The sequence below is a fragment of the Leptospiraceae bacterium genome (assembly GCA_024233835.1).
Classification (GTDB): domain Bacteria; phylum Spirochaetota; class Leptospiria; order Leptospirales; family Leptospiraceae; genus JACKPC01.
Genome location: JACKPC010000006.1, coordinates 188846 through 215237 on the forward strand (window position 1 = coordinate 188846; position 26392 = coordinate 215237).

The following is a 26392-nucleotide window of genomic DNA, read 5'->3' on the forward strand; positions in this document are numbered from 1 at the left end:
TTTAATCTCTGTGGATTTCTAAATATCATGAGTAATACCTTATTGTAATTTTAAACTCTTTATCAATCGGTATCTCTATTTCCAGACTTGCCTCACTAACTGCCTGGGAAAAGTTTTTTGATTCAGTTTTGATTCTTCCTTCTTTCCATAACTCTTTGGATGGTAAGTATTTTGACTTCCAGGTTCGTAGTGTAGAGACTGGAAGAGAATTTTTCCGACAGTAGGCAGACATACTCAACCCGCTTCGTTGCCAGTTTGATAGATGTTCTAATCTTTTTTCATGTTCCATTATGCTTTTACTTTCGCATAATTCTTTTATTATTTCAAGGTGGGTATATTTTAACGCTTACGTTCTAGAAGTTAAAAAAGGTTTTCCTTCCAGGTCTTTCGCATCGGTGGTAATCCTTGCCTTATATTTCGTATTCGCTGCAAGGCTCGTAGCCGGGGTCAGGGTAAAGGTTTTGTTTTCATTGGAAGCCAGGGGTTGAGTGGCTGCTTTCACACAGGTGGCGAAATCATCACTCGATACCTGAATACTCCCACTGCATTTTGTGTCATCTATATTCGTGGTAATCGTTTTTACATCCATAGGTTCACTGAATGTAACCGTTCCCACTACATTTAGCGAGACATTAGTGTCTCCGTCTCTCGGTGTATAAGTGACAGCAAATGGACGACCTGCATTGGCTGCTGCATCATTGGATGCCTGAATCGCTCCAAGGGCAAGTGCCGTTTCTTTCGAATCATCCTTCTTTTTCTTGTTACAACTCACAAGTATTGTGAGCAACAATAAGGTTATTACTGCTAATTTCTTCATGCTAAAAATCCTTCTATAAAATGGAAAATGGAAAATTTCTCTTTCGATATACTTTTTCCCCATATCCCGATTTAACCAGTATGAAGTATAAGGAATTTATGAGTCAAATATTTTTTCACTTTCTTCAATGTGGACTTTAATTCCCCGGAATAATAAAAAGAGTCCTTGACATATTTTTAGATATTCTCCATTTTATTCCTACCATGCAGACATCTATTGCTCTTGAATTACCTGAAACCTTTCTGAAGCGTGCTGAGTTATTAGATACCCTGATTCCTCTGAACCCGGGGATTTCTCTGCAATTAGCTCAGAATACTCTATTCATCGAGGAAAAAGAACTACATTTCTCCGGTATGGATTTCTTTCCCTTACACCTGCCTTTCAAAATGAAAGAACAGGAAATGTTTACAATCTCTGAGCTGAATTCTAACCTGCGGCTCGAAATGGATGAGGAGGCCATCATCATCAATATGGGAACTCTGGGATTAATCAGTGCGTTTACAGGTCTTTTTTTAACAACACTTGTCATCTGGAATCGAAGAAAAAAGCTCGGTAAAGTTTTTGATGCCCAGTCCGGTCATGATATGCTTGTCAACGGCAAGAAAATTCACCGTATGCCCGATATTGCCTTTCACCTCAATGAAGTCTTCAAAGAGAAAACTTTAGACTACCGCCTCGGTTTCCCTTTCTTCTGCATAGAAGTCGTTTCGAATAAGAAAAGCCTTAAACAGGATTTACGTAAAATGGCAAATGACTGGATGGCCGCCGGCACCGAAATTGGTCTTGTTGTCTGCCCCCACCGCGAGAAATACTATTTATTCGAAAAAGATGTTACCGGCTACAAAACTTACGGGTTTTCTATAGTCTTTACCCACTCCAAACTTCCCGAATTACACATAGACTTTGCTGCTATTTTAGAAGAAGCAAGGGGTTTTTAATTTCGTAGAAATATAAGACGGCCTAGCTGTTGTCCCACTATAAGTCCTATGTACAAGCCATGCTGGTTTAACCTCAATCCGGGGCGGTTTTTTATTTGTCACCGGTGAGTCAGGTTTCCACTTTGGAAGGGAATGATAGTTATTGTTCCCTCTCCAACTCCTCCTGTGACAAACCGGTTTTTTGAGAGATTTCAGAGATAGACATCCCGCTTTTTTTAAGTATTTTTGCAAAATCCAACATAGCTCTTTTACTCTGCTCTAACGCTCTATCTTTCTCTTCTATCGCTTTCCTGTTTTCTTCCAGAGTTTTATCCTTTTCTGCCAGAGTTTTATCCTTTTCTGCCAGAGTTTTATCCTTTTCTTCCAGAGTTTTATCCTTTTCTGCCAGAGCTTTATTCTTTTGCTCTATTGCTTCTTCTTTCTCCTGAATTTGTCTGGCCATTGACTTGAAAGAAGACTCTATTTCATTCTCAATCTCCGCCTTTCTACGTAACTCTTCTGATACCCCAGCCATCTGCAAACGGTGGACTATTTTCTTTAAAATATCCAAATCAAGCATTGTATCCGGAAAGCTGATTATAAACCTCTCCGAACCGATTCGGGTCTGGTCAAAGATGGAGAGTAGAGCTTCTAATTTTGTTTTTACTCCTTCTTTCAAAAGGTGAATCTGGATAAGGTATGTGTCGTGACTTAGTGATTCAATAAAAGCATTTTTTACATCTAATTTCTGACCTGTAAACCGGTTATAATAATCTCTTTTTACATAAGTAGCAGCAGGAAGGTTTTCATCGAGGGGATAGCCTAAGAAATATATGGTGATAATAGGATAATTGTCTTTATCTTTGGAATACCTTTCGCCGAGATAATTACGAAACCTACGTAAATCATCAAAATACTTGCCTTTTTGCATTTCTATGAGCACTTTCTTCGTGCCTGTTTTGGTTTTGATGACAGCATGAAAGTCCATCCGCAAAACGGTAAATACAAACTCTTTCATCTGCACTGTGTTTTCCTGCGGCTGCAAGGCTAATTCGATAATTTCCTCGTCTATGATTGTGCCGATAAACTCTCTGGCTATTTCATTGTCTTCGAGCATATATTTGAAAAACACATCATAAATGGGATTGGCTATCAGCATGGGATACTCCTATTTTTTAGACTATTTTCTGTTGTTTCAAATGCAAGAAAAATATATAGATCAGCAATTCCCGCTTTGCTTGTAACAGGCAGATAAGGCTAAGATTTTTGGGTTTACAGGGAAAGCTTTCGTAAACTTTTTCATCAAAAATCGCTTGTACCTGTGCAGGGATATAGTCTTTTTGACTATATGCCAGCCAAAAACGAGTTACACGCACGGGTAGATTTATCAGCAGATGGACTTTATCAAACAATTCGGGAAGAATTTTCTAAAATCCCGGACCACAGAGTCAATCCTTCGATTTCCCTAACAGATGCTTTGATGTCAGCCTTTGCTATCTTTTCTCAAAAGAACGCATCGCTTCTTGAGTTTGAAAGAGAAAAAGTGAAGAATAAAAATCTTCAAAGTATATACAAGATTCAAGAGATACCCTCTGACACTCAAATGAGAGAAATTGTTGATGAAGTTTCAACAGGAGCTTTCAGGAAAATATATAAAAACCTTTTTTCAAAACTTCAGCGTGGCAAGGTTCTCGAATCTTATCGTGTCCTTGATGATTATTATATTCTTTCCGGAGACGGAACCGGATTCTTCTCCTCAGAGAAAATTCATTGTAAATCCTGTCTTGTAAAGAATAAGAAAAGTGGAACTCTCTACCAGCATATGATGTATGGTGCCTGTATTGTGCATCCGGATAAGAAAGAAGTTATCCCTCTTATGTTTGAACCTATTACAAACGAAGATGGGAAAACAAAAAATGACTGTGAGTTAAACGCCTCTAAACGATTTATTGAAGATTTTAGAAGAGAGCATCCTCATTTAAAAACAATATTTGTAGAGGATTCTCTGTTTTCAAATGCTCCCCACATTGAATTACTGAAAGAGAAGAATCTATCCTTTATCATAGGTGCAAAAGAAAAAAATCACAAACACCTTTACAATCAACTTGATAAGCTACAGGAATTAAAAAAGACAGAGCAATTCTGTATAGAGAAAGATAGATTTTCTCATTACTTTTCTTTTACAAACCAAATTTCTTTAAATGAGACTTCAGAACTCAAAGTCAATGTTCTTGAGTATAAGCAGGTTGATAAAAAAGAGCATATGATTGCTTTTAGCTGGGTTACAGATATTGAAATTACAAAAGAAAATGCTTATGAATTGATGCGAATCGCGAGAGCACGATGGAAGATAGAAAATGAAACCTTCAATACTCTGAAAAATCAGGGTTATCACTTTGAACACAATTATGGACATGGCAGTAAGAATTTGTCTAATAACTTTGCAACTCTTATGATACTTGCTTTTCTTGTAGATCAGATCCAACAATCAAGCTGTGCATTATTTCGAAAAGCACTTGGAACTTTTCATGCAAAAAGATTGTTCTGGCAAAAGATAAGAAACTTGTTTGAAATATTTGAATTTTCATCTATGGAGCAACTATTCCAGGCTATTGCTTATGGATTTAAAGCAAATATTTCTATAGGAGAAAATTCATCATAGCGAGATTTTTAAAAACAGTGAAAAATTTTCTGAAGGAGCTATTCATTCATTTTTCCTTGTACTAATTTTACTATGATTTTAGCTCAATTTTTACTATACATAAGTATTTTGGGTTCTTTTCCTCGAAGGAAATCCGGAAGTTATGGATTAAAAAACAGGCTTAAAGAAGCCTTGTACTCTAAAGCGGGAATTGCTGTATATAGATGGAATTTCAGCAATCTCTGAGAATTTTATGCCATGACCTGGATATTTTTTTCCTTTCGTAGTATTAAATTTTTTCATACCTTTTTACATTCTCCTAATAGTGGTGATTTATTACTTAGTGGTTATCTGCATGAACAAGAAATTATGATTGTGAAAATACAAAAATAATATTTTCCAAATTTCCTTAACCCAAAAACCGCCTCAATCCGGGGCGGTTTTTTATTTGTCACCGGTGAGTCAGGTTTCCACTTTGGAAGGGAATGATAGTTATTGTTCCCTCTCCAACTCCTCCTGTGACAAACCGGTTTTTTGAGAGATTTCAGAGATAGACATCCCGCTTTTTTTAAGTATTTTTGCAAAATCCAACATAGCTCTTTTACTCTGCTCTAACGCTCTATCTTTCTCTTCTATCGCTTTCCTGTTTTCTTCCAGAGTTTTATCCTTTTCGTCCAGAGCTTTCTTGTTTTCTGCCAGAGTTTTATCCTTTTCTGCCAGAGCTTTTTTGTTTTGCTCTATCGCTTCTTCTTTCTCCTGAATTTGCCTTGCCATTGACTTGAAAGAAGACTCTATTTCATTCTCAATCTCCGCCTTTCTACGTAACTCTTCTGATACCCCCGCCATTTGCAAACGATGGACTATTTTCTTTAAAATATCCAAATCAAGCATTGTATCCGGAAAGCTGATTATAAACCTCTCCGAACCGATTCGGGTCTGGTCAAAGATGGAGAGTAGAGCTTCTAATTTTGTTTTTACTCCTTCTTTCAAAAGGTGAATCTGGATAAGGTATGTGTCATGACTGAGTGATTCAATAAAAGCATTTTTTACATCTAATTTCTGACCTGTAAACCGGTTATAATAATCTCTTTTTACATAAGTAGCAGCAGGAAGGTTTTCATCGAGGGGATAGCCTAAGAAATATATGGTGATAATAGGATAATTGTCTTTATCTTTGGAATACCTTTCGCCGAGATAATTACGAAACCTACGTAAATCATCAAAATACTTGCCTTTTTGCATTTCTATGAGCACTTTTTTGGTGCCGGTTTTGGTTTTGATGACAGCATGAAAGTCCATCCGCAAAACAGTAAATACAAACTCTTTCATCTGTACTGTGTTTTCCTGCGGCTGCAAGGCTAATTCGATAATTTCCTCGTCTATGATTGTGCCGATAAACTCTCTGGCTATTTCATTGTCTTCGAGCATATATTTGAAAAACACATCATAAATAGGATTAGCTATCAGCATGGTATACTCCTATTTTTTAGACTATTTTCTGTTGTTTCAAATGCAAGAAAAATATATAGATGTAATTTCAACTATCTCTGAGAAAAATAATTACAAAAGATTTGACTTAATCTATGTTAGACTTTCCTCAGTCACTAAGATGATTTTGGAAACATTTGAGTGGTAAATTTTGAACCGGAATGGGTGGCAGTTTTCACTGAAATACACACAATACCTTTGCTGCCGGTAAGTTGTTCATTTTTATTCCCCTTTACTTATTTTAAATGTCCTCTTTCTATAGATCGATAAAACTAAGGTTAAAGTATTTTTACGGGCTCTTATTGACTCTATCAGAAGAGAAGCAGAAGGTAGCCTATTCTTTATCCAATAAACCAACAGTAAGTTTTAATAGTTCGAGTTGTGACATTCCATTAACCTTTGCAAATACATTTCATGGATTTCCTCTTTTGACTTTTCGGGAAATTGAATTTCTAAACCTCGCTTTAATAAATAGCGAGTCATATCTGTTAGTTCAAACATTTTCATCACTCTCTGTTCGGGAGTCATTTTACGTAGTGCTAATATATAAGGATCGGGTTTGTAATTGATTTCCATGGTTATAGTTTATCTCTTTTTGGATTCTTTCTTAAGGGTATGCGGTTGGTGAGTAGCGAAGCGTATCGAACCATAAGCATACCCTTAAGAGAGGTGTTCTTATAGATTGCTTTTTTCCGGATAACCTTTTTAGAAGCCATATATTTTTTCTATATTTGCCATTACTTCTTCATTACTTATACAATCTTCCCTTTTGAATTTCTCCAATTCTTTTTCAATTTCTCTTCTTTCCCAATCTGAAGTCTGACTATATAGTTCTTCTTTGATTACTTTTTCTATTTTTTTTAGTAAGCTTTCATCTCTTGTGGATAATATGAACTCGGCTAACTTTATAGCCAATAGTTCATTATCTTTCACTTTTGTTTCAACATCATAGTTATGAACAAGAATATCGAGAATCGTATTTATGCTATTCTGTATTGTTTTTGGAAGTGCTTCTATTTTTTCTTGCAGGTTGTTCATTTTTGTTCTCCTTTTCTTATTTTAAAACCTGTTTTAAATTTTTAAGTGCAGTCATGCAATCCATTATCTCCTGTCTATACAGTTGCATTCCCGTATGACTTCCTGCATTTAATACAATGTCTTTATAGATAAGTACTTTATCAATTTTTTGAATTATACTCTGGTTTTGTAAATTAAGAGTTCTGATTTTATATAGATGACTGTTTAAGCTACCTTTAATTTCCTCTCCTCTTGCCAATAAATAATTCTTACAGATAGACTCAGCCTCTTTTCTTAAGCTATTTGCACAGGCATCATAAGTTCCCCGTTTAAGGAATTCGTTGGCTCTCTCAAAAAATGTAGTTCCTTTTTTAATTATTGGAATCGGATTTTCATTGCTAACATCTTCATATAATTCAATTTGTTCCCATAATATTCTTTGGTTATTTTTAAATGCATCATAGATGGTTTTCTCATGAGTAAAAAAGAATATTTGAAAGTCAGAAAACTCTTTTTCTAAAATCTCATTTAGTTTAACTCGATTACTGAAATCAAAACTCAGTAGTATATCATCTAAAACTAATATTTTTAAGGAAGCTACAGATAATTTTGAATGTATAATCTTTATAGCTGCAAAATATAAGGAAATTGCCAGACTTGATAATCTTCCTTCGTTTAAAAAGGTATGAAAACTATCAATGGTTCTTTCCTTAAAATCTATTTCAGCATTTATGATGTTAACCGTCTGTTGTTTATCTTCAGTTAATTCTCCTCTATAGATGAATTTTTGTATGGTGATATCTGTATCAAATTCTTTTAGAAGTTGATTGGTATAATCAAGAACGATTTCGTTTAATATTCGTTGCAGTTCTATGAAATATTTTCCGGTATCCGTAATATCAGATAATCTTTGTCCGTTCTCCAAAGGAAAGTCTTTAAAAAGGTCTACGAGAAGAGCAAATAGATTGATAGGTTTACCATTTCCATTACTTGCATAATGTACTCTTAATAGTTTTTTATAATGAAGTAAGGGTGAAAAGATAGACAGGTTTTCTAAATACTCCATTCCTTCCGGGATTTTTTCCAGGTCTCTCGAAAGAATTAATTCGTGTCCATTCGAAAACTTAAACTCTATTGTGGCTGTATTGTCAGGATTAAAAATATTTCCTTCTTTGGCTAAAGAAGAAAATTTCTTAGTAACTAATAATTCTATGGCTTTATAGACCGAACTTTTCCCGGTTCCATTTTCGCCATATATCAGAACGTTATTTCCATTGCAATAGAGGGTATTATTCTCGCTTATTTCATCGCCGCAAAAGAATCGATAGTTAACTAAGGAGATAGTTTCAATCTTAATCTCTTGCTTAATTTCTAAGTCTTCTAATCTTTCATCCGCCATCTTTGTTCTCTCCGTAGATTGCTTTGACTATGTCTATATTTCTTCGGTAGATTATACCGTGATAAAAAACTTTATCTTTTATGAAAAACTCATATAGCTTTTGGATATATTGTCTTTTAAACTCACCCGTATCATCTTCCCGAAATGGTTTTATCTTTTCGATAGCCCTATCAAGAATGTAACAACCTGCTTTTTTAATTTCTTCTGCAAAATATAAATCTAAGACCAGAGCGTCAATTACAGATTCATATTTTGAAACATATTTGTAATGTTCCTCTTTATTAAAATTTTCGTAGATAAATAGAATACAATCTACCAGTGTCTCAAAAACCACCTCCTGCTGTGGACTGGGTTTAGGAATAGGAAGCTGTTCCACAAAAATTTTCTTATATTCTAAATAGCCCTGCTCTCTACTGTAACCAATTTGTCTCATCAAATAGGATGTCATGGATGAATTTAGCAGCGCTAAGAGATATTTCAGCTTCCCTTCATTGGATGTTAGTAAATTACAGGGAGCTATAGTAAAATCATGATTATCACTATACGAAAAAGTTGCATTGATATTCAAGTTTCCCCACACAATCTTTGGTTTTTCAAATTCTTTCCAGTAACCAATTTGGTCTTGTGTTTCAAACCACTTATTACCTGTCTTTTTCCTTGCACCAGTTTCTCCTGATTGTTCCAGTCTTTTCTTTCCAAATGAGAGAAGATACTTTTTAATATCAGGATAATCATCTATCTTAATTTTCAAACTGGGAAATGTAGCAATCAACCACAGGTCGGCGAACTCCGGAGTCCAGCGTTTGATGTCACGACCGCGCAGGAGGGGTTTGAGTATCTCTGCATTTTTCTTATCTTTCTTAATCAGTTCGTCTTTGGTCTTACCATCGATGATAAAAGCTTCGTTATACCCTGTTAAGATTCCACGATATATTTGAATGTCCCAGTCTTTGAGTTTTATGCCCTGTGCTTCTACCTTCTGTTTGATTTTCATTTGTATGGGATTACCGATAACCCAGGCTTCCCCGGAAAGATTTGCGAGAGGAACCGAATTCTTTTTCAGGTATTCATGAATATTCATGCCTATTTTGAAATCGGATTCAATACGCGTTGCCCGTAGGGACGGATTGCAATCCGTCCCTACGGGGGTCAATAATAATATATTCGTATCCACCGTTGCATTTTCAAACACCTGGTGTTGACCGAAATCAATTAACAATAAAGGATGGGTATTTTCCGCAAAATATTTTCGCGTATGCTTCCCATAATCGGCACGCATCCATTTGTTAGATGTGATAAAACAAAGATAGCCCTTCTCAGTTAATAACCAGATTCCCATTTCGTAAAATAAGGAATAAATATCTCCTGTTCGGGCGAAGGTTTCGTAGCCTTCGTTTGCATACATCTTCGCCAGTTTGCCGCCGTCTTTTTGTAGCTGCACATAGGGTGGATTGCCGATAACGATATCAAAGCCTTCGGAAACATCAAACATCCATTCGGAATCAAAGAAGGGTGAGATTGAGTTCTGATTATAAGGATCCCAACTGGCCAGTTGTTTCGCTGTATCATTTCCCCAGCCGTTTTTAATTAACCTTTCTCCTATTGTTTCTCGTAAATCTTTATCTTCATCTCGAAGTTTTTTCTTTGTTTTCTGGGTTTTCGCTGAAAACAATCGATGTCTAACATCTTTCAACTTTTTTTCTAAATCTTTAATAATTTTATCTTCAAAAAGATGACCTTGTTCTTCCGGCTTTTTAATCCCAATCAAAGTATTAGCAGCGACAAATTTGGTTTCAAGGTTTGGTAGCGGGCGAACTCCGAAGTTTTTCTTCTTTTTATTTACATGCTGGTCAACTATGAGCGATATAAAAAATCGTAATTTACTAATTTGCACAGCAATAGGCTGAATATCAACACCATAAATGCAGTTTTCGATTAAATACAGTTTACGACCATAGTCCAAATCATTGTTTTCAAAAGCTTCCTCGATATCCTCAATTGCATTCTCTCGAATAGAATCGTCATCTATCGCCTCTACCTTTTCTAATTGTCTATTCTTCCATTTCTCATTTTTCGGGTCCACCTTATGCAGAATATGCACCATCTTATGCAATACACCCATAGGAAAAGCCCCGGAACCACAGGCCGGGTCGAGAATTTTACAATCATCTAAAGATTTTATAATTGTATCTTTTTCTTTATCAGTCTGAAAGGGTTGTTCATCCAGATAGGAAAGAAGGAGATGTAATTTTTCATCTAATTCTTTCTCAACAGATATTATAGAAGATAGACTATTTTTTAAATGAGCAATGAGACTTTCATCTACCATGTAATCTACAATTTCACGGGGTGTATAGAAAGAGCCTGTTTGTTTTCTCGCTGTTGTCTTTGTCTCTGGGTTATAACTCGCCAGTAAGTTTTCAAACACCTGACCTAATAGTTCCGGGTCAAGAGCGATGTCCTCATCAATCGGTGTATTTTCTGCAATGGTAAATTTATAAGAATGTAATATATCAATGAGACCTCTAACAGTAACATTTTTATTTTTACCTTTTTCCTGTCCGTAATCCTCACTTAAATCTACATGATCCTGCTTTCCAAAAAAGATATGGTCGGGAACCATCAAACGATTATCCGGTCTATCGGAAAATCCATCGATATAGACGATCTTATCTCCACCTTTTATACCTTTTAAACTATCATGAGGCTTATCCAAACATTCAAAAAGTCCACCATTCATAAAAGGAACTGTTTTATCTACCAATTCAATAAACTTTTGCGGATCTTTAAAATAAGACTCATAACGCATGAGATTGGTGACATTCATGTGTTGTCCCGGCTTGGGATTGCGGAACTCACGCTTCTTATCCTGATTGAGAGTAGCAAAGAAGAGATTTTGTAAGATAGCACGATAATAAGAACTACTCTGGGTTTTTTGATTAAACTTTTTTGGAAGAAATTCTTTGATAAGGTTTTCTTGCACAAAGTCTTTATCAAATAACTCTTCAGGAATCAAACCCTTCTCTTTGACAAACCAAACAAAAAGAATTCTTGTTAGCAGGCGAATCAAATTTTTAGCGTTATGTTCTCTAACAACCGGATTATCAATGGCATCTTTACCAAACTCTGCTTCCAAGGGAGCTTCCGGGAAAAAAACTTCCCGCATCGCCCAGAAATACCAGTCAGAAAGTTCACGGTAAAACCGTTTGTTGAGCTCTTTAATACTTAAAACAGATTGCCAGCCTTCATGGAAAGCTATAAAGTTTTTAGGTTCAAATTTACGCTGGACTTCTGAAAAACTAAGTTCAAACAGAATTTCAATATGGGCACGGTGGGGACTTTTTATATTGATGTCCTTTATAAAGGTCACCTTTTCAAAAACAGATTTGGAGGAATCTATTTTATTGGGTCTTCTATTTATAATAGCAAGGGAAAGCTTTTCTCCATAACTGAAAAGGATCATCACCGGCATAGTGAAAAGTTTATTGATTTCACGGGTAATTGTCGAAAGCTTTGTTCGTGAATACTCCATTTTTGAAAGACTGATACTTATAAAAAGATAAGATTCATATTCATCCGGTTTAAATTTTCTTTGAAAAAGGGAACTTTGACGAAGGACTTCATCGGCTGTGTATTGGAAAAGAAAACATACTTCCTGCCAATTGGAGAGTAATATTTTCTTTAAAATCCCGGACGCATTTTCCGGGTATTTTTCACGAAATAATTCTTCAAAATCTTCTTTGCTATAATCATCCCTTTTCTCACTTTCATAGCCCAGAGTTTTTAATAATTGTAGAGAGCCATCCAGTAATTTTCCGGAAGAGAAATTGATTAATTTCTGTTGAATACTTTCCTTTAATGAATTCATATTACTATTACCTGTTATATTTGTGTTTTAGAGGGTTGTTTTGTATGTATCGACGTATTCTAAATAATTCTTGCTCATTGCGAATAATTCTATCATAATATCTGGACTGCCATTCAAAATCTAAACAACCATTCAAATGAATTTTTTTCGTACAGGATGATTTAAACCCGCGAATGATATTGGTTAAATTTTGTATATAATTTCCTGTAAAATGGATAATTGTATCCATATTTACGGTGTTTTCCAATCCCGTGGGGACGCATTCCGTGCATTCCGTAGGGACGCATTGCAATGCGTCCCTACGGGAAATTGCGTCCCTACGGGAAATTGCGTCCCTACGGGAAATTGATTTTGGTTTTAATATTTGAATAATGCCATGTATATGGTCGGGCATAATAATGAATTCATCTAAATGTAAATTTGGTCGTATTTTTAAGGAATGAAACCATTGTTCTTTTATGATTTTTCCAGTATCCGATAGGATCACATTACCGTTTAGCAATTTCCCAAAATATGGAATTCTATTTTTTGTATTAATCGTTATAAAGTAATAACCGGGTGTAGAATAATTATAATCTTTTAACCTTGGCGATTTTCTTTGTCGCATATTATTTTTTATCCTTAATCCTCAACCAGGTGATTAATTCAAAATTATTCTCATTTTTGATACTATGTTTCGTATCATCCATTTTATGCTTCTTATTTATCGTAAGAGAACTAAGAGACTTTTTCTTATATATCCCGCTTGTTTCTTCTATAACCTTGTTTAATAATTTACTATAAAACTCCATGTTTTTTCCATTATTTGTTTCTTGATTAAACTCCCTGCATAAAGACTCTATAGGTTCCGTTCTTCCGGCACAGAGCGCACGATAAATATCTAATATTTGCTTTGCATGAACAAATTTATATCTGACATCACCGGTATCCATCACATAGGCCAGGTAATAGGGCTGTAGGGGATTTACTGAATCCTGTTTGTCTGTAGAGTTTGTTTGTCGTAAACAAAAAATAACACCGGGAGGAAGAGTTTGAATAGAACCACTATCTTTTAGTTGGACTTCTCCCGGCACGAGGGAATAGAGTCCCATAGGAGTGTCTCTCAATTTTTTTTCATTTTCCTGTAGAAAATTTAAAAGGTCGATACGAAAATCATCCAGGGTAAAGTCACTAAAAGAAATATTATCCTGCAAATCATCAAAATCTAAAATTTCTTTTTGCATTCGTCTTAACTGCTCATCTCTATAACTCAGATCCTCCGTAACCATGTCTTCAATTTCTTCTATATTTAAAATATTATCTTCATTGGTTGCAGAAATATCAACCAGGGCCATTCTTGCTTCAACCCTATGTTTTAATTTGATATAATTATCCAATTCTTTTGTAGGCCAGAAATTGATAAGATGAACAGCCTTATTTTTACTGCCAATCCTATCAATACGTCCGAACCTTTGAATTACCCTGACCGGGTTCCAGTGAATGTCATAATTAATAAGAGTATCACAGTCCTGAAGGTTCTGCCCTTCGGAAATACAATCGGTAGCAATTAAAATATCAATTTCTTCTTCCGGCATACCTTTCATTTTATCCCTATTTTTAGAGATAGGGGAAAAGTTAATTAAAATATCATCATACTTACTTTTACCGAGAGTTGTATGGTTACTACCCGAACCAATAACAAGAGCAATATTGGCATTATACTCATCCTTTATTGTTTTATAGAGATTTTTATAAAGATATGTAGCTGTATCCGAAAAGGCAGTAAAGATAAGAACTTTTTTATTCACCCTACCCTCTTTGGTTACGCTTGGGTTTTGAATCTTATTTATAATAAGTTCTTTTAGTTTTGCAAGCTTGGCATCTCTTTCTGCTGAAATAGATTCAGAGCTATTATACAGAGTAATCAACTGATCTTTATCTTCTTTAAGGCTTTGCAACCAATCTTCTACATTTATATCATCAAATTTATAGACAAGTTTTTCTCCGACTTGAAAGGCATCATTTTCTTCCTCGCCCGATTCTTCTTCCTGAGTAGCATTTTCTATTTCATAATCTCTGTTTTTAGCATTGATAAGATAATCTTCCAAATCCTGTATTAATTTATCAATTTTTCGAATGGTTCTATCGATAGTAATTCGAAAGGAGTGTATGGAACTCTCCAGACGTTTCATGAAATTCACTTTCATCATGCCGGCAAGAAAGTATTCCCTTTTCTCCTGGGTAAAATTTTTCACCATTCGAGGACTTACTTTTTTTTCGTATTCAGGAATCATTTCTGTTTTTAGAAAAGTAAAAGGAGTAAATAAAGATAATCGATATTCGGAAATTTCCTTATAAATTTTATCATAGGACATGAATCTATCATTCAAGTCTATTTTTGTATTAATAGAGATAGGTTTCTTTCTTTTCGGAAAACTACCAATTTTTTCTAAATTAGCTTTATAGTATTTAATTATATGTTTCCTGGAACGAGCTATCGTAAGTTCATCTAATAATTTAAAAAAACCGGGTGGAAGTTTCTCAATTAAGTCTTCCGTTTTACGGTTTGTATTCTTAGGATCCGCCCATAATGTAAAGATTTTTTGGGAATTTGTCAGAGTTCTATGAATACTATCAATTCCTATAGATTCAGAATATTTATAATCATCTCCCGCACTTAAAAAATATAGTTGGTTTTTTAAATCTCCAAGATTTACGTTAACCGGAGTCGCTGTAAGAAGTAAAACTTTTGTGTTCTTACCACTTTGAATAATATCCTGCATGAGCTTTTCATAACGACTTTTTCGTATAGTATTCCCTTCCTCATCTCTTTTTCCTTTCGTATTATTTCTAAAATTATGAGATTCATCAATTACAACTAAATCAAAATTACCCCACAATACACTGGATAAATCAACATCTCCCTGCCTGCCTTCATCACGAAGATCTGTGTGGTTTAAAACCATATAGCCAAATTTATCATCAATAAAAGGATTGAGGCTTGTCTGGTTTGTTGCCTGATAAACAGTCCAGTTATTTCTCAATTTCTTAGGGCAAAGAACAAGAACTCTATCATTTCTAAGTTCAAAATACTTAATCACTGCAAGAGCTTCAAATGTCTTTCCAAGACCCACGCTATCAGCAATAATACAACCGTTGTATTCTTCTATCTTATTGATTGCCGATTTGACACCATCTTTTTGAAACTCAAAAAGTTTATTCCAGATGAGAGTATCAAAAAAATGAGTTTTGTTTTCGAGTAAATCAAGATTCGCTTTATCCTGAAGATATTTCTGAAAAATATGATATAAGGTTTTATAATATATAAACTCAGGACTATAGTCAAGATAAAGTTGTTTTAGGTATTCAATAACCTCTCCTTTTACATCCTCTACATGCTCGCTCTCCCAGATTTCATTAAACCAATTTAATAGATCCTGAATATCCCTATTGTCATTTGTAATTAAATTCAGCTCTATATTAGGAATCTCATTTAATCCCAGACCGTTGACTGTAAAGTTAGAACTACCTGTAATACAATGAGTGAGTCCTCCTCTTTCCCGAATATGATACATTTTCCCGTGTAAAAAATTAGGTTTACGAATGGAACGAATTTGCACTTTTTCTCTAATCCAGCTTTCACATTCTCTGGCAATACGGGACTGTTCTAAGCGATTGCTTAAGGATAGAACATTATCTTCTATATTAAAAGCCTTTTTATCTGTCTTTTCCGGGTCTAAAGAACGAATAAACCGGGGTTCACCGAAGAGAAAACGCAATTCATCAATCTCATCCAGATTTTCTTTCATCTTATGATAGGCATAGATAGTAAAAAAGGCAGATACGAAAGAAAGCTTAGACTTCGGTTGAATAAACTCTTTTAAAAAATCAGAAACACTACCCCGCTTTTTATTGTCTCGGATTCCCGAAAATCTTAATTGATTCATCTCTTTTCCTTACCGGATCCTTTTAAAGTTTTCTTCAACTCGCTCTAAGTCCTGCAAAATATTCCTTGATTCGAGTTTGGTAGTCGGTTATAGGCATTTCTGCATCATTTCGATTTTCTTTTAAAGCTACAATTCTACTTTCTATATAATTCTTACTATGGTTCACTCTTTCCCATTCCATATAATCATCTTCCATTTCAAATAAATCATAGGGATAAGATTTATATTCCTCGGGTTTCAATTCTTGAAATGTACAATTATATTTTTTTTGGTATTTCAAGTCCTCTTCTGTATAATTTGAGAACTGGTGTTTTAAAATCTCAATTACATGATGTTTCGCAAAAGATTCTATATCGGAAAATCCCAGTTCTTCAATTGTTTTTATCAGTAAATGATTCATAGTATAGCTTCCTCATTAAAAACCGAGAGTTTTCCCTCATCCCAGGTGAACCCACCGGCTCCTCGCCTCCGATTCAAAAAATCTCCCAATTAAAAGAACATCTTTAACCTTAACTGAAATTATGACAAGAAAAGTTCTTTTTTGTCCAAGAAAAAGGGAATCCTCCTTTCCTTAACCCATAACTTAAGTTGTGGGTTAAGGAGATCACTCAGCACTTGTGTTTAGCATACTTCGACTAGCCGGATATGGACTTAAGCATCCGGAGTAGTCTTCTCCCAATCTCCACCTATTCTTCTATCATTTTCCTATCACGTTTAGAACAGGGTATGGAACATAGGTTTCTACGACCTCTTCTTTCAGAAAAGGTGAAGCAAAGGTGAATGAAGAGGTGAATGCAAAGGTGATTCCAAACGTCGATCCAAAGGTGATAGCTGACTTGGAAAAGAATGATAGCGCTCTGGAAGAAAGCTCCCTATTACCAAACAAAATCCGGATTCCTGTTCCCTGACAGGCTGTGTGAAAAGGGCTTTTTTCACTTATCAATTTATTTCATTTGGTCTATAACTGCATTATATTAAATAGAATTTATTGCTTAAATTACTTTCCACACAGTCTGTGAGTAAACGAAGTACATCGAAGCACGCTCACAGACTGTGTGAAAAGTCTCGTTATTGAATATTTTTTGTTTGTCAGGAATGTAATGTATATAGAAAATTTCCTTATAACGATAAAGAGTTATAGGTGCAGCTATGAATTATATACAAGGAACTTCTCGAGAACAGATAGTATTATACAGTGAATGTTTGGATAACGTCATAAAAGAAGATAGTCCGGTAAGGGTTATTGATGCCTATGTTGATAATCTCGATCTTAAAAAATTAGGTTTTAAAATTCCAAAGTTAGAAACAGGTAAACCACCATATAATCCACATGATTTACTAAAAATATATTTATACGGATATATAGAACGAATCCGAAGTAGCAGAAAATTAGAGAAGGAATGTAATAGAAACCAGGAACTTAGGTGGTTAACAAAGAATCTCGCCCCGGATTTTAAGACAATAGCTGATTTTCGAAAAAATAATAAAGATGGAATAAAAAATATCTTCAAAGAGTTTTTATTCTTTTGCAAGAAAATGAATCTACTAACTCTTTCAATAGTTGGAATTGATGGAACGAAGCTAAGAGCACAGAACGGACAAAATAATGTATTTAAAAGAGAGCGTATTGAAAATATCGAGCAAAATATAAAATCCAAAATACAGGAATATTTGGAGGAATTAGAATTGAATGATATTTCCGAAGCAAATGAACTAAATCTTAAAGATGGAGATGAAGCCAGGGATGTATTAAATAAACTAAAAAGACTAACGAAATACAATGATAAAGTGAAAGGGATTCGGGAATTATTTGAAAACGACCCGGAACTACAGGTCTATTTTGCTAACGACACAGATTCAAGATTTCAAAGTGACAAAGGAAAAATTCGTCCTGGATATAATGCCCAAACTGCAGTGGATAATACAAATAAGTTGATTATTGCAAATGATGTATCGCAAAAGTCAAATGACCTGGAACAAATGACTCCTATGATTGAAAAAGTCCAGTCGATAAAAGAAGAACTTAAAATAGAAAATGAGACAAATGCAGTAATGGATTCCGGATATTTTAGTGAAAAAGAAATAATGAATAATAAAGATAAATCGGGGATAAATATTATAGTACCAGATACCAAATCTGCACTGGATAGTAATAATAAGCGTGAATGTAAAAGTAATCCTGATAAACTTCCTGCAAAAGGATATGAAATCCAGGATTTTGTTTATGATAAAGAGCGGGATATATACGTATGTCCGGCAGGAAAAGAATTAAATAGACAAAATGAAAATCCAAGACAGACGTCATACGGGATTTATGTAAATGAGTATAAATGTAAGGAATGTAAAGATTGTTTTCATAGAGCAAAATGTACCAATAGTAAAACTGGACGAACTATTCGGGTCTCGATAAACCGAGAGACAATGGATGATTTTAAAAAAGAGATGGGGAACGAGGAAAATAAAAAGCTAATTCGTAAACGTAAGGAGATTGTGGAACACCCATTTGGCACTATAAAGAGAAATTTGGGGTTCACTTACTTTATACAAAAAGGAATTAGAAGCGTTCAGGCCGAATTTAGTTTCATATGTTTTGCTTATAATTTTAAAAGAGTCATAAATATTCTGGGAATAAGGGCTTTTATAGATGCTGTAAATGCAAAATAGTAGGAATAATAGATTTTTATTTGATGGATAGCAATGAATTTTCTCTCTTTTATGACTTATAGTAAATTTATTTACTAAAAACCAATTTGGAATGATTGGTTTTTAGTTTTTTTAGTAAGAACCGAGTTCGTCAATATCTACAGGTTTTTTTTTGCTCACTTTTCACACAGTCTGTGAGCGAAGGCCTTAGCCTGAGCCGAAGGGAAAAGTGGACTTTTTCCCTAATTATTTAAAAAAAACGAATATTCGAAAGTTTGATTTCTCTTTTTTTGCTTGATTGGCAGATATAAAAAGCAGAAAAGAATACTGTGCAGGTTCTACCTGTGCAAATAATTAATTAGAAAAATCTAATAATACGAAAGGAGCATGCAATATGGCAAAAGTAAAAAGGAATCTCCTCGGAGAATATTCAGGAAAAGCAGGCAACATTGTGTTTGCATACGGAAAAGGTAAAACAACTTTCAGATCCAGGGTAGAAGAAATGACCGCAGAACCTTCCGATTCACAGAAGGTAGTAAGGAATAAGTTTACAGTACTCGCCCGAATGGGAGGAATCCTCTCAGATGTAACCCGCATAGGATACGATAAGAATACACACCGCTCTCCCCAATCATTCTTCGTACAGGAAAACTATAATTTTTTGATAGAAGAACCGGATAATGTGAGCCTTGACTTGAGTAAGCTGGTTTTGAGTAAGGGTTCTCTTCCCAATTTACCCGCCCTGAGTAAAGAAATACTCACAAACAGCATAAACTATACCTGGGTCTATAATAACTACGGGAAGCGGGAAGACGAAGTTTTTCTTATAGCACTGAATCAGCTAGAGGAAAATACGCTAATTGCAAAGTCCAATCGAGGCACAGAGAAAATAAGTATGGATATACCCGAACAATGGTTTGGCGACGACATTTACTTTTATTACTTCTGTTTAAACGCAAAAACAAATAAGAAATCGAAAAACTACTTTTTGGGAGTAGAAAAATTCAGCTAAATTGGATTAGGGCGATTCACCATCGCCCTTCTATTTCGAATTTAAAAAAGGATTTTAAAAATGGCGAAATTTAAAAATAATAATTTTTTCCAACCTCATGGAAAGATAGGTTCTTATGTTTACTATCAACTGAATGGGGATCTGGTGGCAAGGGGTACAGCTGAAATCAAGAAGAAACCCAGTGAAAAACAGTTGCAGGTTCGAAGGAAATTTAGTTACATAAGTAAGCTTGCCTCTATCCTATCTCCGGTCTTTCGCTTTTCCGCTTTTAGTTTCGGTCAAAATCGCTGTTCCCGGTTTTCCAGGTTAAATAATGACATCTTAGAACCCGGAAGGGAACTTAAATTAGAAGAACTTATTTTTTCCGACAAGCAGATCTCTGTAATCAAAGGACTCAGGATTCGAAGAACAAATCGTCGCTTTCATTTTATCTGGAATACCTCCAATTGCCAATTTGAGAATATACAGGTACTGGCCTTTGCCTTTTTTGAAGATAAGAATGAAATTTACTTTCAGGAATGCCGTTTTGAAGAAGGAAAATGCAGAGTAAATCTACCTGATTATCCTGATGAAAAGGTTAAGACTTTTATCTACGCGTATAGAAAATAAAACAAATGCAAACTCTCATTTTTTTCAGAAAATTTCAGCGAACCATTGCTGGTTCGCTTTCGATTATAAAAAACTCGCTAGTACGGTTTTTGACCTACCCAGTTTCCCGGAGGATCATAATTACATACCCAAATTTGTGCTTGACCACATTTTGCCATAGCACAGCCGATACGTTGAGAATTTTTCCAGACAACTTGCGTATAATGACCGCATACCTTTCCCGGTTTACAGGAATTCGTGCTGTATTGATAGTCCTTAACTTCATCATACCACATTTTAACAACCGAATTGGGGCTTAAGTTCATCCCGGATGCCCAGGCAAGATTTTCACCATATTTTTGCTTATAGGTGCCACTTCTCGGTCTATGTTCCATAGAACAATTTTTGGATTTAAGATAGTTTGCCCATTCCTGTGCATACCCTGCGATTCCTGCATCCCAACTCACAGCCGGGGAACCTACCGTTGCACGGTATTGATTGTGGATGGCTACCATACCGGAAGACATCTCCGACGTATTATCTTCTTCTTTCTTCGCTTCTTTTCCACCGGTACCTTCATCATTCACATCCGGAACATTCCCCGTAACTTTTGTAACCTGATACATTTTATACCAGGTTTTGAAACCATTAATATATCCCCAATAAGCCGTTCCACCTTTCAGGGGTAAAAGAACATACATGTTCCTGCTTGTATCCATGAGGTATATATGTCCGGACTGACGATTCTTTTCCTTAAAAGTAGCAAATAACTTTCCCGATTTATCCAGTTCCACCCATTGATGATTTCCTTTATTTACAAATTTCCCTGTGGAATGCACATATTCCTCCGCATTCAGTGAAATAGTGAAAATCATAAGAACTACAATAAAATTAAAAATTTTTTTTATCATGTTTATCCTCGTAAGCTGATATTTTTATTATCTGATTATATAAATCCAGAACAATTCTTTTACCTACAGGAAATAAGTCAAATTATGTATCTCGGAATCTTTGCCTGGATTCCGGTTACAATATCATAGTTAATGCTTCCGAAAAAATTCAATTACCGAAAGAAGAAAACTTATGATGGCTGTAACAGTTAATACTATATCAATGAAGGGTTTTGCAAAATCATATGTTTGTAATAGGACAAATACAAGGCCAATAAAGGTAGCAAACAATAATATAAGAATTTTATCAATAAGACTCATGAACCAGAAGAAGTTTGTCCTTTATTTATATATTCCTTCTTTAAAAGTTCAAACCTTTGCTCTATTTCTTTTTGGAGGCTTCTTCTTAGTATGGAAAATATTCCGTAAAGGGAGAATAAGACAGTAATAGTTGCTACAGTGATGGTGTAAATACTCATTTGAATACCCTGCTATATAAGTTTAAGATAATTTATCAGAATGTCAATCAAATTATTGGAAAAATGCAGAGTAAGCATCCCGAACCTTCTGAGTATATCCTTAAAGGCCATGAGTCAAATTATGTATCTCGGAATCTTTGCATTGATTCCGGTTACAATATCATAGTTAATGCTTCCCGATAGACCTGCAAGCAAATCAGCACTGACTTCTTCTTCCCCTGCCCTTCCGATTAAAACTACATCATCACCGGGTGAAACTCCCGGTATATGGCTTACATCCGCCATACACATATTCATGCAGACTCGTCCGATAATATAAGCTCTCTGGTTTCGAATCAGGACATAGGATTGATTGGAAAGCCTTCGGTTATAGCCCTCATAATAACCTACCGGTAAGACAGCGATTTTTGCTGCATAGTTCATACGGTAGGTAGAGCCGTATCCGATATAAGAACCGGGGCTTACTTCCTGCACATGTGCAATGCCTGTCTTCCAGCTCAGAACCGGTTTCAGTTCCGGTTCCGGATGGCCTAAAAGGGCCATGGAATAGCGGGTAGTATCACTCGGCCAGAGTCCGTACATAGAAATTCCAATACGTACCATGTCCTGTCTGGCCTGAGGGAAAAGTAAAGTAGAGGCCGAGGAAGCCGTGTGATAGATAAGGTTTTCGTAGCCGACTTTTTTTGTGTATTCTTTATACTCCATAAAACGGGAAAGCTGTAACCTTGAATATGAATGCTCGGTAAAATCTTCCGCTGAGGCAAAGTGGCTGAGAAGGCCGTGCAAGGGTAGTTTTTTTGAGCGAATCTCGTCAATTACCTCATAGCCTTTCTTCCCGGAGAAGCCGAGCCGGCCCATTCCCGTGTCCGTTTTCAGGTGAATCCGGGGCATGGGACTAAAAGAAGAGAGTGTAGCTACATCTTCCGATCGGGATACAACTATCCAGAACTTTTCATAGGAAAGCTCAGCTCTGTATTTCTTGATATCCTCGATCTGCCCCATTATCAGTATATTGGCCGAAGGAAAGGCTTCCTTAAGTTCCATAGCCTCGTCGAGACAGTTTACTGCCAGTAAATCAGCACCCTGTTTCAGGGCAAGACCGGCGACAAGCTTCATTCCGTGCCCGTAAGCATTGGATTTTACCACCGCACAGAGCATTATCTCCGGACCAATGATGGAGCGGAAAAGCCTGAGGTTATGCGAAAGAGCCGATTCCGAGACTTCTATTCTTCCCGTATACATGTTTCCTTCAGTATATTTTTTCCCCTGAACCTGTGTCTAATACAAATTGACTTCCCATTCGGCTCAGGTTTTCTGGAATCAGGATGGAAGAAATAAGGCAGCCGCAGGAAAAATACCCGGTTTTTACCCTGATCTTGATTTTTTTTACCATGCTTCCTGTCACTATGATCGTGCCGGTTTTCAAAGACCTGATTAAGGACAGGCTCGGTGGAGATAACCTGATGGTTTCTTTTTTTATGAGTTCTGCCATGCTCGGTTCCTTTCTCTTTTCCCCGGTAGCCGGTTTTCTTTCTGATAAATTTCGGAACCGAAAGACCTTTATCTCTATCTTTGCCATCCTCGATGGACTTTGCTTTTTTTTACTGAGCCGAATTTCTTCTCTAAATCTCTTACAGGGGGTTCGTTTTATAGAGGGAGTATGCCACGTTTTTGTTATCGGCCTTTTACTCTCCCTTATTTCCGACAGAGAAAATGATCCCTCCAGCAAACGCTTTTTTAAAAAAGGTCTTCTCCTTGGAGTTTCGGGAAGTCTTCTCAGCCTCGGTGTGGGCATAGGTTCACCACTCGGAGTCTTCGGAAGAAAAGACCCCCTTCTTCCCTTTTATATAGCAGGCACTTTGATGCTGCTGATTGGCTTTCTATCTATCTTTTTCTTGAAAGACCATCCTTTTCACTTTCAGGCCCCGGTTACTCTTAGGAACTGGTACAGGGCTTTTAAGAAAAATGTGTTTATACTTTTACCCTATGCCTATACTTTTATAGACAGGTTCTCGGTCGGTTTTCTTGTCACTACATTCAATCTGCATCTAAGAGAAGATCTTCACTTAAAGCCCGGTGAAGTGGGTCTTTCTCTGTCTTTAGTTTTAATCCCGATGAGCCTACTTTCTTATCCTTTTGCCCTTGTTTCCAAAAAAACAGGAACCCTACCCTTAATGATGCTGGGTTCCGTTCTCTACGGACTCTGCATTGGCTTTGCAGGCTTTGCAGAAGAAAAAATATGGCTCTGGTTCTGGCTTTTGCTCGCAGGTCTGGGTGCCGGGGTTATGTTTGTGCCTTCCATGATCTTTTGTTCCTCTATAGCACCTGAGGGTTATAATGCCAGTGTAATGGCAGGGTTTACGGGTTTTGGTTCTATTGGTTTTATGTTAGGGCCGATTGTAGCCGGACTTATAGAACCGGGCTTTATAGAAAGATTCGGAAAAAGCAATGGCTTTTCTCTCTTATCTCTATTGATTGGTTCTATGGAAATAGGAATTGTTATTTTAAGTATTCCATTTTATAATACATTTAAAGGAAAGAAAAATGAGTGAAAGTTTACAGCATTACCTGGTTTATACGATTGTTTCTTTAACTACTATAAAGCTCTTTTACCCGGTAGGAAAATATCTGTTTTTCAAACTAAAGAAAAAAGAGAATACGGAAGAAACAAAAGAATACGGCTCTTATAAAACAAGTTGTGCGCGTTGTAGATTAAACGGTCAATAAGGAGATAAGGTGATAGAAAAGATACAACTACCCAGGAAACCCGTATATAAGAAAATTCCTATATCTGAAGAGTTCTGTTCCCTCTTCCGAAAGCTAGAGCAGAAATACGATAACTGTTTCATTTTTGAATCCTTAGGAGAAGAGAGTTATAATTCTCGCTATTCTATATTAGGTTTTTCTCCCGATAAAATTTTCCGTGCCAGGGCAAATACGCTTTACATCAACGACGAAGCTCATAACTGTGAAAACCCTTACTTTACACTGAGAGACATTATTCCTTCCAATATCCTTTCCCGGAATTATGCAGGCGGGCTTGTGGGTTATCTATCGTATGAGGCAATGAACTATTTTGAACCTTCCCTGAAGCTACCTTCTCACGCACTATTTGATGACTTTGTTTTCGGTCTTTATCTGGACGGGCTTATCTATGATAAAATGACAGGAGACAACTTTTATTTTCATTACGGCCATGATCGCTCAGACATTCTTCTTGCCTTACAGGAAGAAAAGCTTCAAGAAAATAAAACCTTAGAAATCGAGTTGAAAGGCTATACCATGACGGAAGAAAAACATAGAGAATCGGTTATGGAAACCATTGAAGAAATCAAGTCCGGAAATACTTTTCAGTGCCAGATAGGTTTTAAAACGGAGTATTCTTACAGTGGTTCTCTCTTCTCGGTTTATAATAAACTGAGAGAAGTAAACCCTTCTCCGCATATGTTCTGTTTTAAGTTTCAAGATACCGGTATTGTAGGAGCCAGTCCTGAGCTTCTCTTCCGACTGCACAATGGAGAGATGGAAACCTATCCTTTAGCAGGCTCTATTCGACGGGGTAAAACGAAAGAAGAAGACTTACAATTGGCCAAAACCCTACTCAACGACCCGAAAGAAATCGCAGAACATAATATGCTGGTAGACCTGCACAGAAATGATATAGGTAGAGTCGCCCGCTTTGGTAGTGTCAAGGTAAGAAGGCTCATGGATATTAAGAAATTCAGCCATATCCAACACATTTCCAGTGAAGTCATCGGTCTCATAAAAAAGGGAGAAGATATGTTTACAAGTCTTGCCTATAATTTCCCTGCCGGAACTCTATCCGGTGCTCCCAAAATTGAGTCTATGAAAATCATACACCGCATTGAAAAGAATCCAAGAGGGCCCTACGGGGGAGCTATCGGTCATTTTGGTTTCAATGGAAATTGTACCTTTGCCATTCCGATTCGCACCTTTTTTGTTAAAGGAGAATATGGCTATACCCAGGCCTCCGGAGGAATTGTTTATGATTCAAAGCCGGAAAATGAATACGACGAAGTGATGCGAAAATCGGCTGCTGTAAAAAATGTCCTGCAAAGCCTGCAAAAAGAAGGTATATAATGAAAGTCTTAATTATTGATAACTACGATTCTTTTACCTATAATTTATATCAGTATATAGGTGAACTTTTAGAGAATCATACCGAAAGTTTCATTTTAGATGTAAAACGTAATGATGAGATAAGTCTTGCAGAAATTAAAGAAAGAAAATATGAACGAATTATTATATCCCCCGGCCCGGGTGACCCTTCCGACAAAGCTTACTTCGGAGTTTGTTCCGAGGTAATTTTAGAATTGGGTAAAACGGTTCCGGTTCTGGGGGTTTGTCTCGGAATGCAGGGAATTGTGCATTATTTCGGTGGACGAATTGTTCGTGCTGAACTTCCGAGACACGGGAAAACAAGTATCATAGAACACGATTCTTCCGGCGTTTTTACTGAACTACCCCAGGGCCTGGAAATTATGCGCTACCATTCTCTCATTGCTGAAGTTTCCAGCATTCCTTCCTGCCTCGTCGTTACAGCAAAGGTGACGGGTAAAGAAACACCGGAGATTATGGGAGTGAGACACAAAGAATATCCGATTGAGGGTATACAGTTTCATCCGGAGTCTTTTGCTACCGAGGGCGGAATGAAAATGTTGGAAAACTTCCTTTTTCTAAATTAGA

Annotated in this window: 23 protein-coding genes; 10 read left to right on the top strand and 13 right to left on the bottom strand. The window is 36.2% G+C overall.

The features are described from left to right. Window positions 1-25: 25 nt before the first annotated feature. A complete protein-coding gene (locus tag H7A25_23330) occupies window positions 26-289 on the bottom strand; it encodes a hypothetical protein (GenBank protein ID MCP5502852.1) in 264 nt (87 codons plus the stop codon). A gap of 57 nt (window positions 290-346) precedes the next feature. Then, entirely contained in the window at window positions 347-817 is a 471-nt protein-coding gene (locus H7A25_23335) for an Ig-like domain-containing protein (GenBank protein MCP5502853.1), read from the bottom strand. Between the two features lie 203 nt (window positions 818-1020). Here H7A25_23335 and H7A25_23340 point away from each other — a divergent pair, with 203 nt between their 5' ends. Next, window positions 1021-1755, top strand: coding sequence for a Uma2 family endonuclease (locus tag H7A25_23340; GenBank protein ID MCP5502854.1), 735 nt, complete (start codon window positions 1021-1023; stop codon window positions 1753-1755). Window positions 1756-1894: 139 nt separating this feature from the next. On the opposite strand, the gene H7A25_23345 is transcribed toward H7A25_23340, so the two are convergent. Beyond that, a complete protein-coding gene (locus H7A25_23345) occupies window positions 1895-2893 on the bottom strand; it encodes a hypothetical protein (protein ID MCP5502855.1) in 999 nt (332 codons plus the stop codon). Window positions 2894-3082: 189 nt separating this feature from the next. Here H7A25_23345 and H7A25_23350 point away from each other — a divergent pair, with 189 nt between their 5' ends. Beyond that, entirely contained in the window at window positions 3083-4396 is a 1314-nt protein-coding gene (locus tag H7A25_23350; GenBank protein MCP5502856.1) for a transposase, read from the top strand. Window positions 4397-4867: 471 nt separating this feature from the next. On the opposite strand, the gene H7A25_23355 is transcribed toward H7A25_23350, so the two are convergent. The 8 genes from H7A25_23355 to H7A25_23390 form a co-directional block, all read right to left on the bottom strand. After that, the gene (locus H7A25_23355; protein MCP5502857.1) at window positions 4868-5845 is read right to left on the bottom strand and encodes a hypothetical protein; all 978 of its coding nucleotides are present in this window, start codon (window positions 5843-5845) and stop codon (window positions 4868-4870) included. A 384-nt stretch (window positions 5846-6229) separates the two neighbouring features. Beyond that, window positions 6230-6439, bottom strand: coding sequence for a hypothetical protein (locus H7A25_23360; GenBank protein MCP5502858.1), 210 nt, complete (start codon window positions 6437-6439; stop codon window positions 6230-6232). Between the two features lie 129 nt (window positions 6440-6568). Continuing rightward, window positions 6569-6901: a hypothetical protein gene (locus tag H7A25_23365; protein ID MCP5502859.1), complete on the bottom strand. Its 333-nt coding sequence runs from the start codon at window positions 6899-6901 to the stop codon at window positions 6569-6571. A gap of 16 nt (window positions 6902-6917) precedes the next feature. Beyond that, complete coding sequence (locus H7A25_23370; GenBank protein ID MCP5502860.1) at window positions 6918-8279, bottom strand: hypothetical protein; 1362 nt, start codon at window positions 8277-8279, stop codon at window positions 6918-6920. Further along, the gene (locus H7A25_23375; protein ID MCP5502861.1) at window positions 8269-12147 is read right to left on the bottom strand and encodes an Eco57I restriction-modification methylase domain-containing protein; all 3879 of its coding nucleotides are present in this window, start codon (window positions 12145-12147) and stop codon (window positions 8269-8271) included. Before H7A25_23375 ends, H7A25_23370 begins: the two co-directional genes overlap by 11 nt. Window positions 12148-12154: 7 nt before the next feature. Beyond that, entirely contained in the window at window positions 12155-12754 is a 600-nt protein-coding gene (locus H7A25_23380; protein MCP5502862.1) for a hypothetical protein, read from the bottom strand. Between the two features lies 1 nt (window position 12755). After that, complete coding sequence (locus tag H7A25_23385) at window positions 12756-16073, bottom strand: DEAD/DEAH box helicase family protein (GenBank protein ID MCP5502863.1); 3318 nt, start codon at window positions 16071-16073, stop codon at window positions 12756-12758. 34 nt (window positions 16074-16107) lie between these two features. Next, a complete protein-coding gene (locus H7A25_23390) occupies window positions 16108-16473 on the bottom strand; it encodes a hypothetical protein (GenBank protein MCP5502864.1) in 366 nt (121 codons plus the stop codon). A gap of 749 nt (window positions 16474-17222) precedes the next feature. Here H7A25_23390 and H7A25_23395 point away from each other — a divergent pair. The 3 genes from H7A25_23395 to H7A25_23405 all read left to right on the top strand — a co-directional run bounded on the left by H7A25_23395 (window position 17223) and on the right by H7A25_23405 (window position 20337). Beyond that, a complete protein-coding gene (locus tag H7A25_23395) occupies window positions 17223-18737 on the top strand; it encodes an IS1182 family transposase (protein ID MCP5502865.1) in 1515 nt (504 codons plus the stop codon). Window positions 18738-19110: 373 nt separating this feature from the next. Next, window positions 19111-19728 (top strand): hypothetical protein, encoded by a 618-nt coding sequence (locus H7A25_23400; GenBank protein ID MCP5502866.1) that lies wholly within the window; start codon window positions 19111-19113, stop codon window positions 19726-19728. Between the two features lie 60 nt (window positions 19729-19788). Next, complete coding sequence (locus H7A25_23405) at window positions 19789-20337, top strand: hypothetical protein (GenBank protein ID MCP5502867.1); 549 nt, start codon at window positions 19789-19791, stop codon at window positions 20335-20337. Between the two features lie 77 nt (window positions 20338-20414). On the opposite strand, the gene H7A25_23410 is transcribed toward H7A25_23405, so the two are convergent. Beyond that, the gene (locus H7A25_23410; GenBank protein MCP5502868.1) at window positions 20415-21227 is read right to left on the bottom strand and encodes a hypothetical protein; all 813 of its coding nucleotides are present in this window, start codon (window positions 21225-21227) and stop codon (window positions 20415-20417) included. Window positions 21228-21399: 172 nt separating this feature from the next. Between H7A25_23410 and H7A25_23415 the strand changes: the two genes are divergently transcribed. Continuing rightward, a complete protein-coding gene (locus tag H7A25_23415) occupies window positions 21400-21654 on the top strand; it encodes a hypothetical protein (GenBank protein MCP5502869.1) in 255 nt (84 codons plus the stop codon). A 145-nt stretch (window positions 21655-21799) separates the two neighbouring features. On the opposite strand, the gene alr is transcribed toward H7A25_23415, so the two are convergent. Next, a complete protein-coding gene (alr, locus tag H7A25_23420; protein ID MCP5502870.1) occupies window positions 21800-22927 on the bottom strand; it encodes an alanine racemase in 1128 nt (375 codons plus the stop codon). Between the two features lie 83 nt (window positions 22928-23010). Here alr and H7A25_23425 point away from each other — a divergent pair, with 83 nt between their 5' ends. The 4 genes from H7A25_23425 to H7A25_23440 are packed head-to-tail and all read left to right on the top strand — an operon-like array spanning window position 23011 to window position 26391. Then, the gene (locus H7A25_23425; protein ID MCP5502871.1) at window positions 23011-24237 is read left to right on the top strand and encodes an MFS transporter; all 1227 of its coding nucleotides are present in this window, start codon (window positions 23011-23013) and stop codon (window positions 24235-24237) included. Next, window positions 24230-24412 (top strand): hypothetical protein, encoded by a 183-nt coding sequence (locus tag H7A25_23430; GenBank protein MCP5502872.1) that lies wholly within the window; start codon window positions 24230-24232, stop codon window positions 24410-24412. Before H7A25_23425 ends, H7A25_23430 begins: the two co-directional genes overlap by 8 nt. Before the next feature lie 9 nt (window positions 24413-24421). Further along, the gene (locus H7A25_23435; GenBank protein ID MCP5502873.1) at window positions 24422-25786 is read left to right on the top strand and encodes an anthranilate synthase component I family protein; all 1365 of its coding nucleotides are present in this window, start codon (window positions 24422-24424) and stop codon (window positions 25784-25786) included. After that, window positions 25786-26391, top strand: a complete 606-nt coding sequence (locus tag H7A25_23440) for an aminodeoxychorismate/anthranilate synthase component II (protein ID MCP5502874.1) — start codon at window positions 25786-25788, stop codon at window positions 26389-26391. Before H7A25_23435 ends, H7A25_23440 begins: the two co-directional genes overlap by 1 nt. Window position 26392 lies beyond the last annotated feature (1 nt).

Bases quoted from the DNA above. Each gene is read 5' to 3' on its own strand.
- alr (MCP5502870.1), bottom strand. From the start codon at position 22,927: ATGTATACGGGAAGAATAGAAGTCTCGGAATCGGCTCTTTCGCATAAC.
- H7A25_23360 (MCP5502858.1), bottom strand. From the start codon at position 6,439: ATGGAAATCAATTACAAACCCGATCCTTATATATTAGCACTACGTAAA.
- H7A25_23410 (MCP5502868.1), bottom strand. From the start codon at position 21,227: ATGATAAAAAAAATTTTTAATTTTATTGTAGTTCTTATGATTTTCACT.
- H7A25_23345 (MCP5502855.1), bottom strand. From the start codon at position 2,893: ATGCTGATAGCCAATCCCATTTATGATGTGTTTTTCAAATATATGCTC.
- H7A25_23375 (MCP5502861.1), bottom strand. From the start codon at position 12,147: ATGAATTCATTAAAGGAAAGTATTCAACAGAAATTAATCAATTTCTCT.
- H7A25_23330 (MCP5502852.1), bottom strand. From the start codon at position 289: ATGGAACATGAAAAAAGATTAGAACATCTATCAAACTGGCAACGAAGC.
- H7A25_23355 (MCP5502857.1), bottom strand. From the start codon at position 5,845: ATGCTGATAGCTAATCCTATTTATGATGTGTTTTTCAAATATATGCTC.
- H7A25_23415 (MCP5502869.1), top strand. From the start codon at position 21,400: ATGATGGCTGTAACAGTTAATACTATATCAATGAAGGGTTTTGCAAAA.
- H7A25_23350 (MCP5502856.1), top strand. From the start codon at position 3,083: ATGCCAGCCAAAAACGAGTTACACGCACGGGTAGATTTATCAGCAGAT.
- H7A25_23340 (MCP5502854.1), top strand. From the start codon at position 1,021: ATGCAGACATCTATTGCTCTTGAATTACCTGAAACCTTTCTGAAGCGT.
- H7A25_23335 (MCP5502853.1), bottom strand. From the start codon at position 817: ATGAAGAAATTAGCAGTAATAACCTTATTGTTGCTCACAATACTTGTG.
- H7A25_23365 (MCP5502859.1), bottom strand. From the start codon at position 6,901: ATGAACAACCTGCAAGAAAAAATAGAAGCACTTCCAAAAACAATACAG.
- H7A25_23405 (MCP5502867.1), top strand. From the start codon at position 19,789: ATGGCGAAATTTAAAAATAATAATTTTTTCCAACCTCATGGAAAGATA.
- H7A25_23390 (MCP5502864.1), bottom strand. From the start codon at position 16,473: ATGAATCATTTACTGATAAAAACAATTGAAGAACTGGGATTTTCCGAT.
- H7A25_23425 (MCP5502871.1), top strand. From the start codon at position 23,011: ATGGAAGAAATAAGGCAGCCGCAGGAAAAATACCCGGTTTTTACCCTG.
- H7A25_23385 (MCP5502863.1), bottom strand. From the start codon at position 16,073: ATGAATCAATTAAGATTTTCGGGAATCCGAGACAATAAAAAGCGGGGT.
- H7A25_23430 (MCP5502872.1), top strand. From the start codon at position 24,230: ATGAGTGAAAGTTTACAGCATTACCTGGTTTATACGATTGTTTCTTTA.
- H7A25_23380 (MCP5502862.1), bottom strand. From the start codon at position 12,754: ATGCGACAAAGAAAATCGCCAAGGTTAAAAGATTATAATTATTCTACA.
- H7A25_23395 (MCP5502865.1), top strand. From the start codon at position 17,223: ATGAATTATATACAAGGAACTTCTCGAGAACAGATAGTATTATACAGT.
- H7A25_23370 (MCP5502860.1), bottom strand. From the start codon at position 8,279: ATGGCGGATGAAAGATTAGAAGACTTAGAAATTAAGCAAGAGATTAAG.
- H7A25_23440 (MCP5502874.1), top strand. From the start codon at position 25,786: ATGAAAGTCTTAATTATTGATAACTACGATTCTTTTACCTATAATTTA.
- H7A25_23400 (MCP5502866.1), top strand. From the start codon at position 19,111: ATGGCAAAAGTAAAAAGGAATCTCCTCGGAGAATATTCAGGAAAAGCA.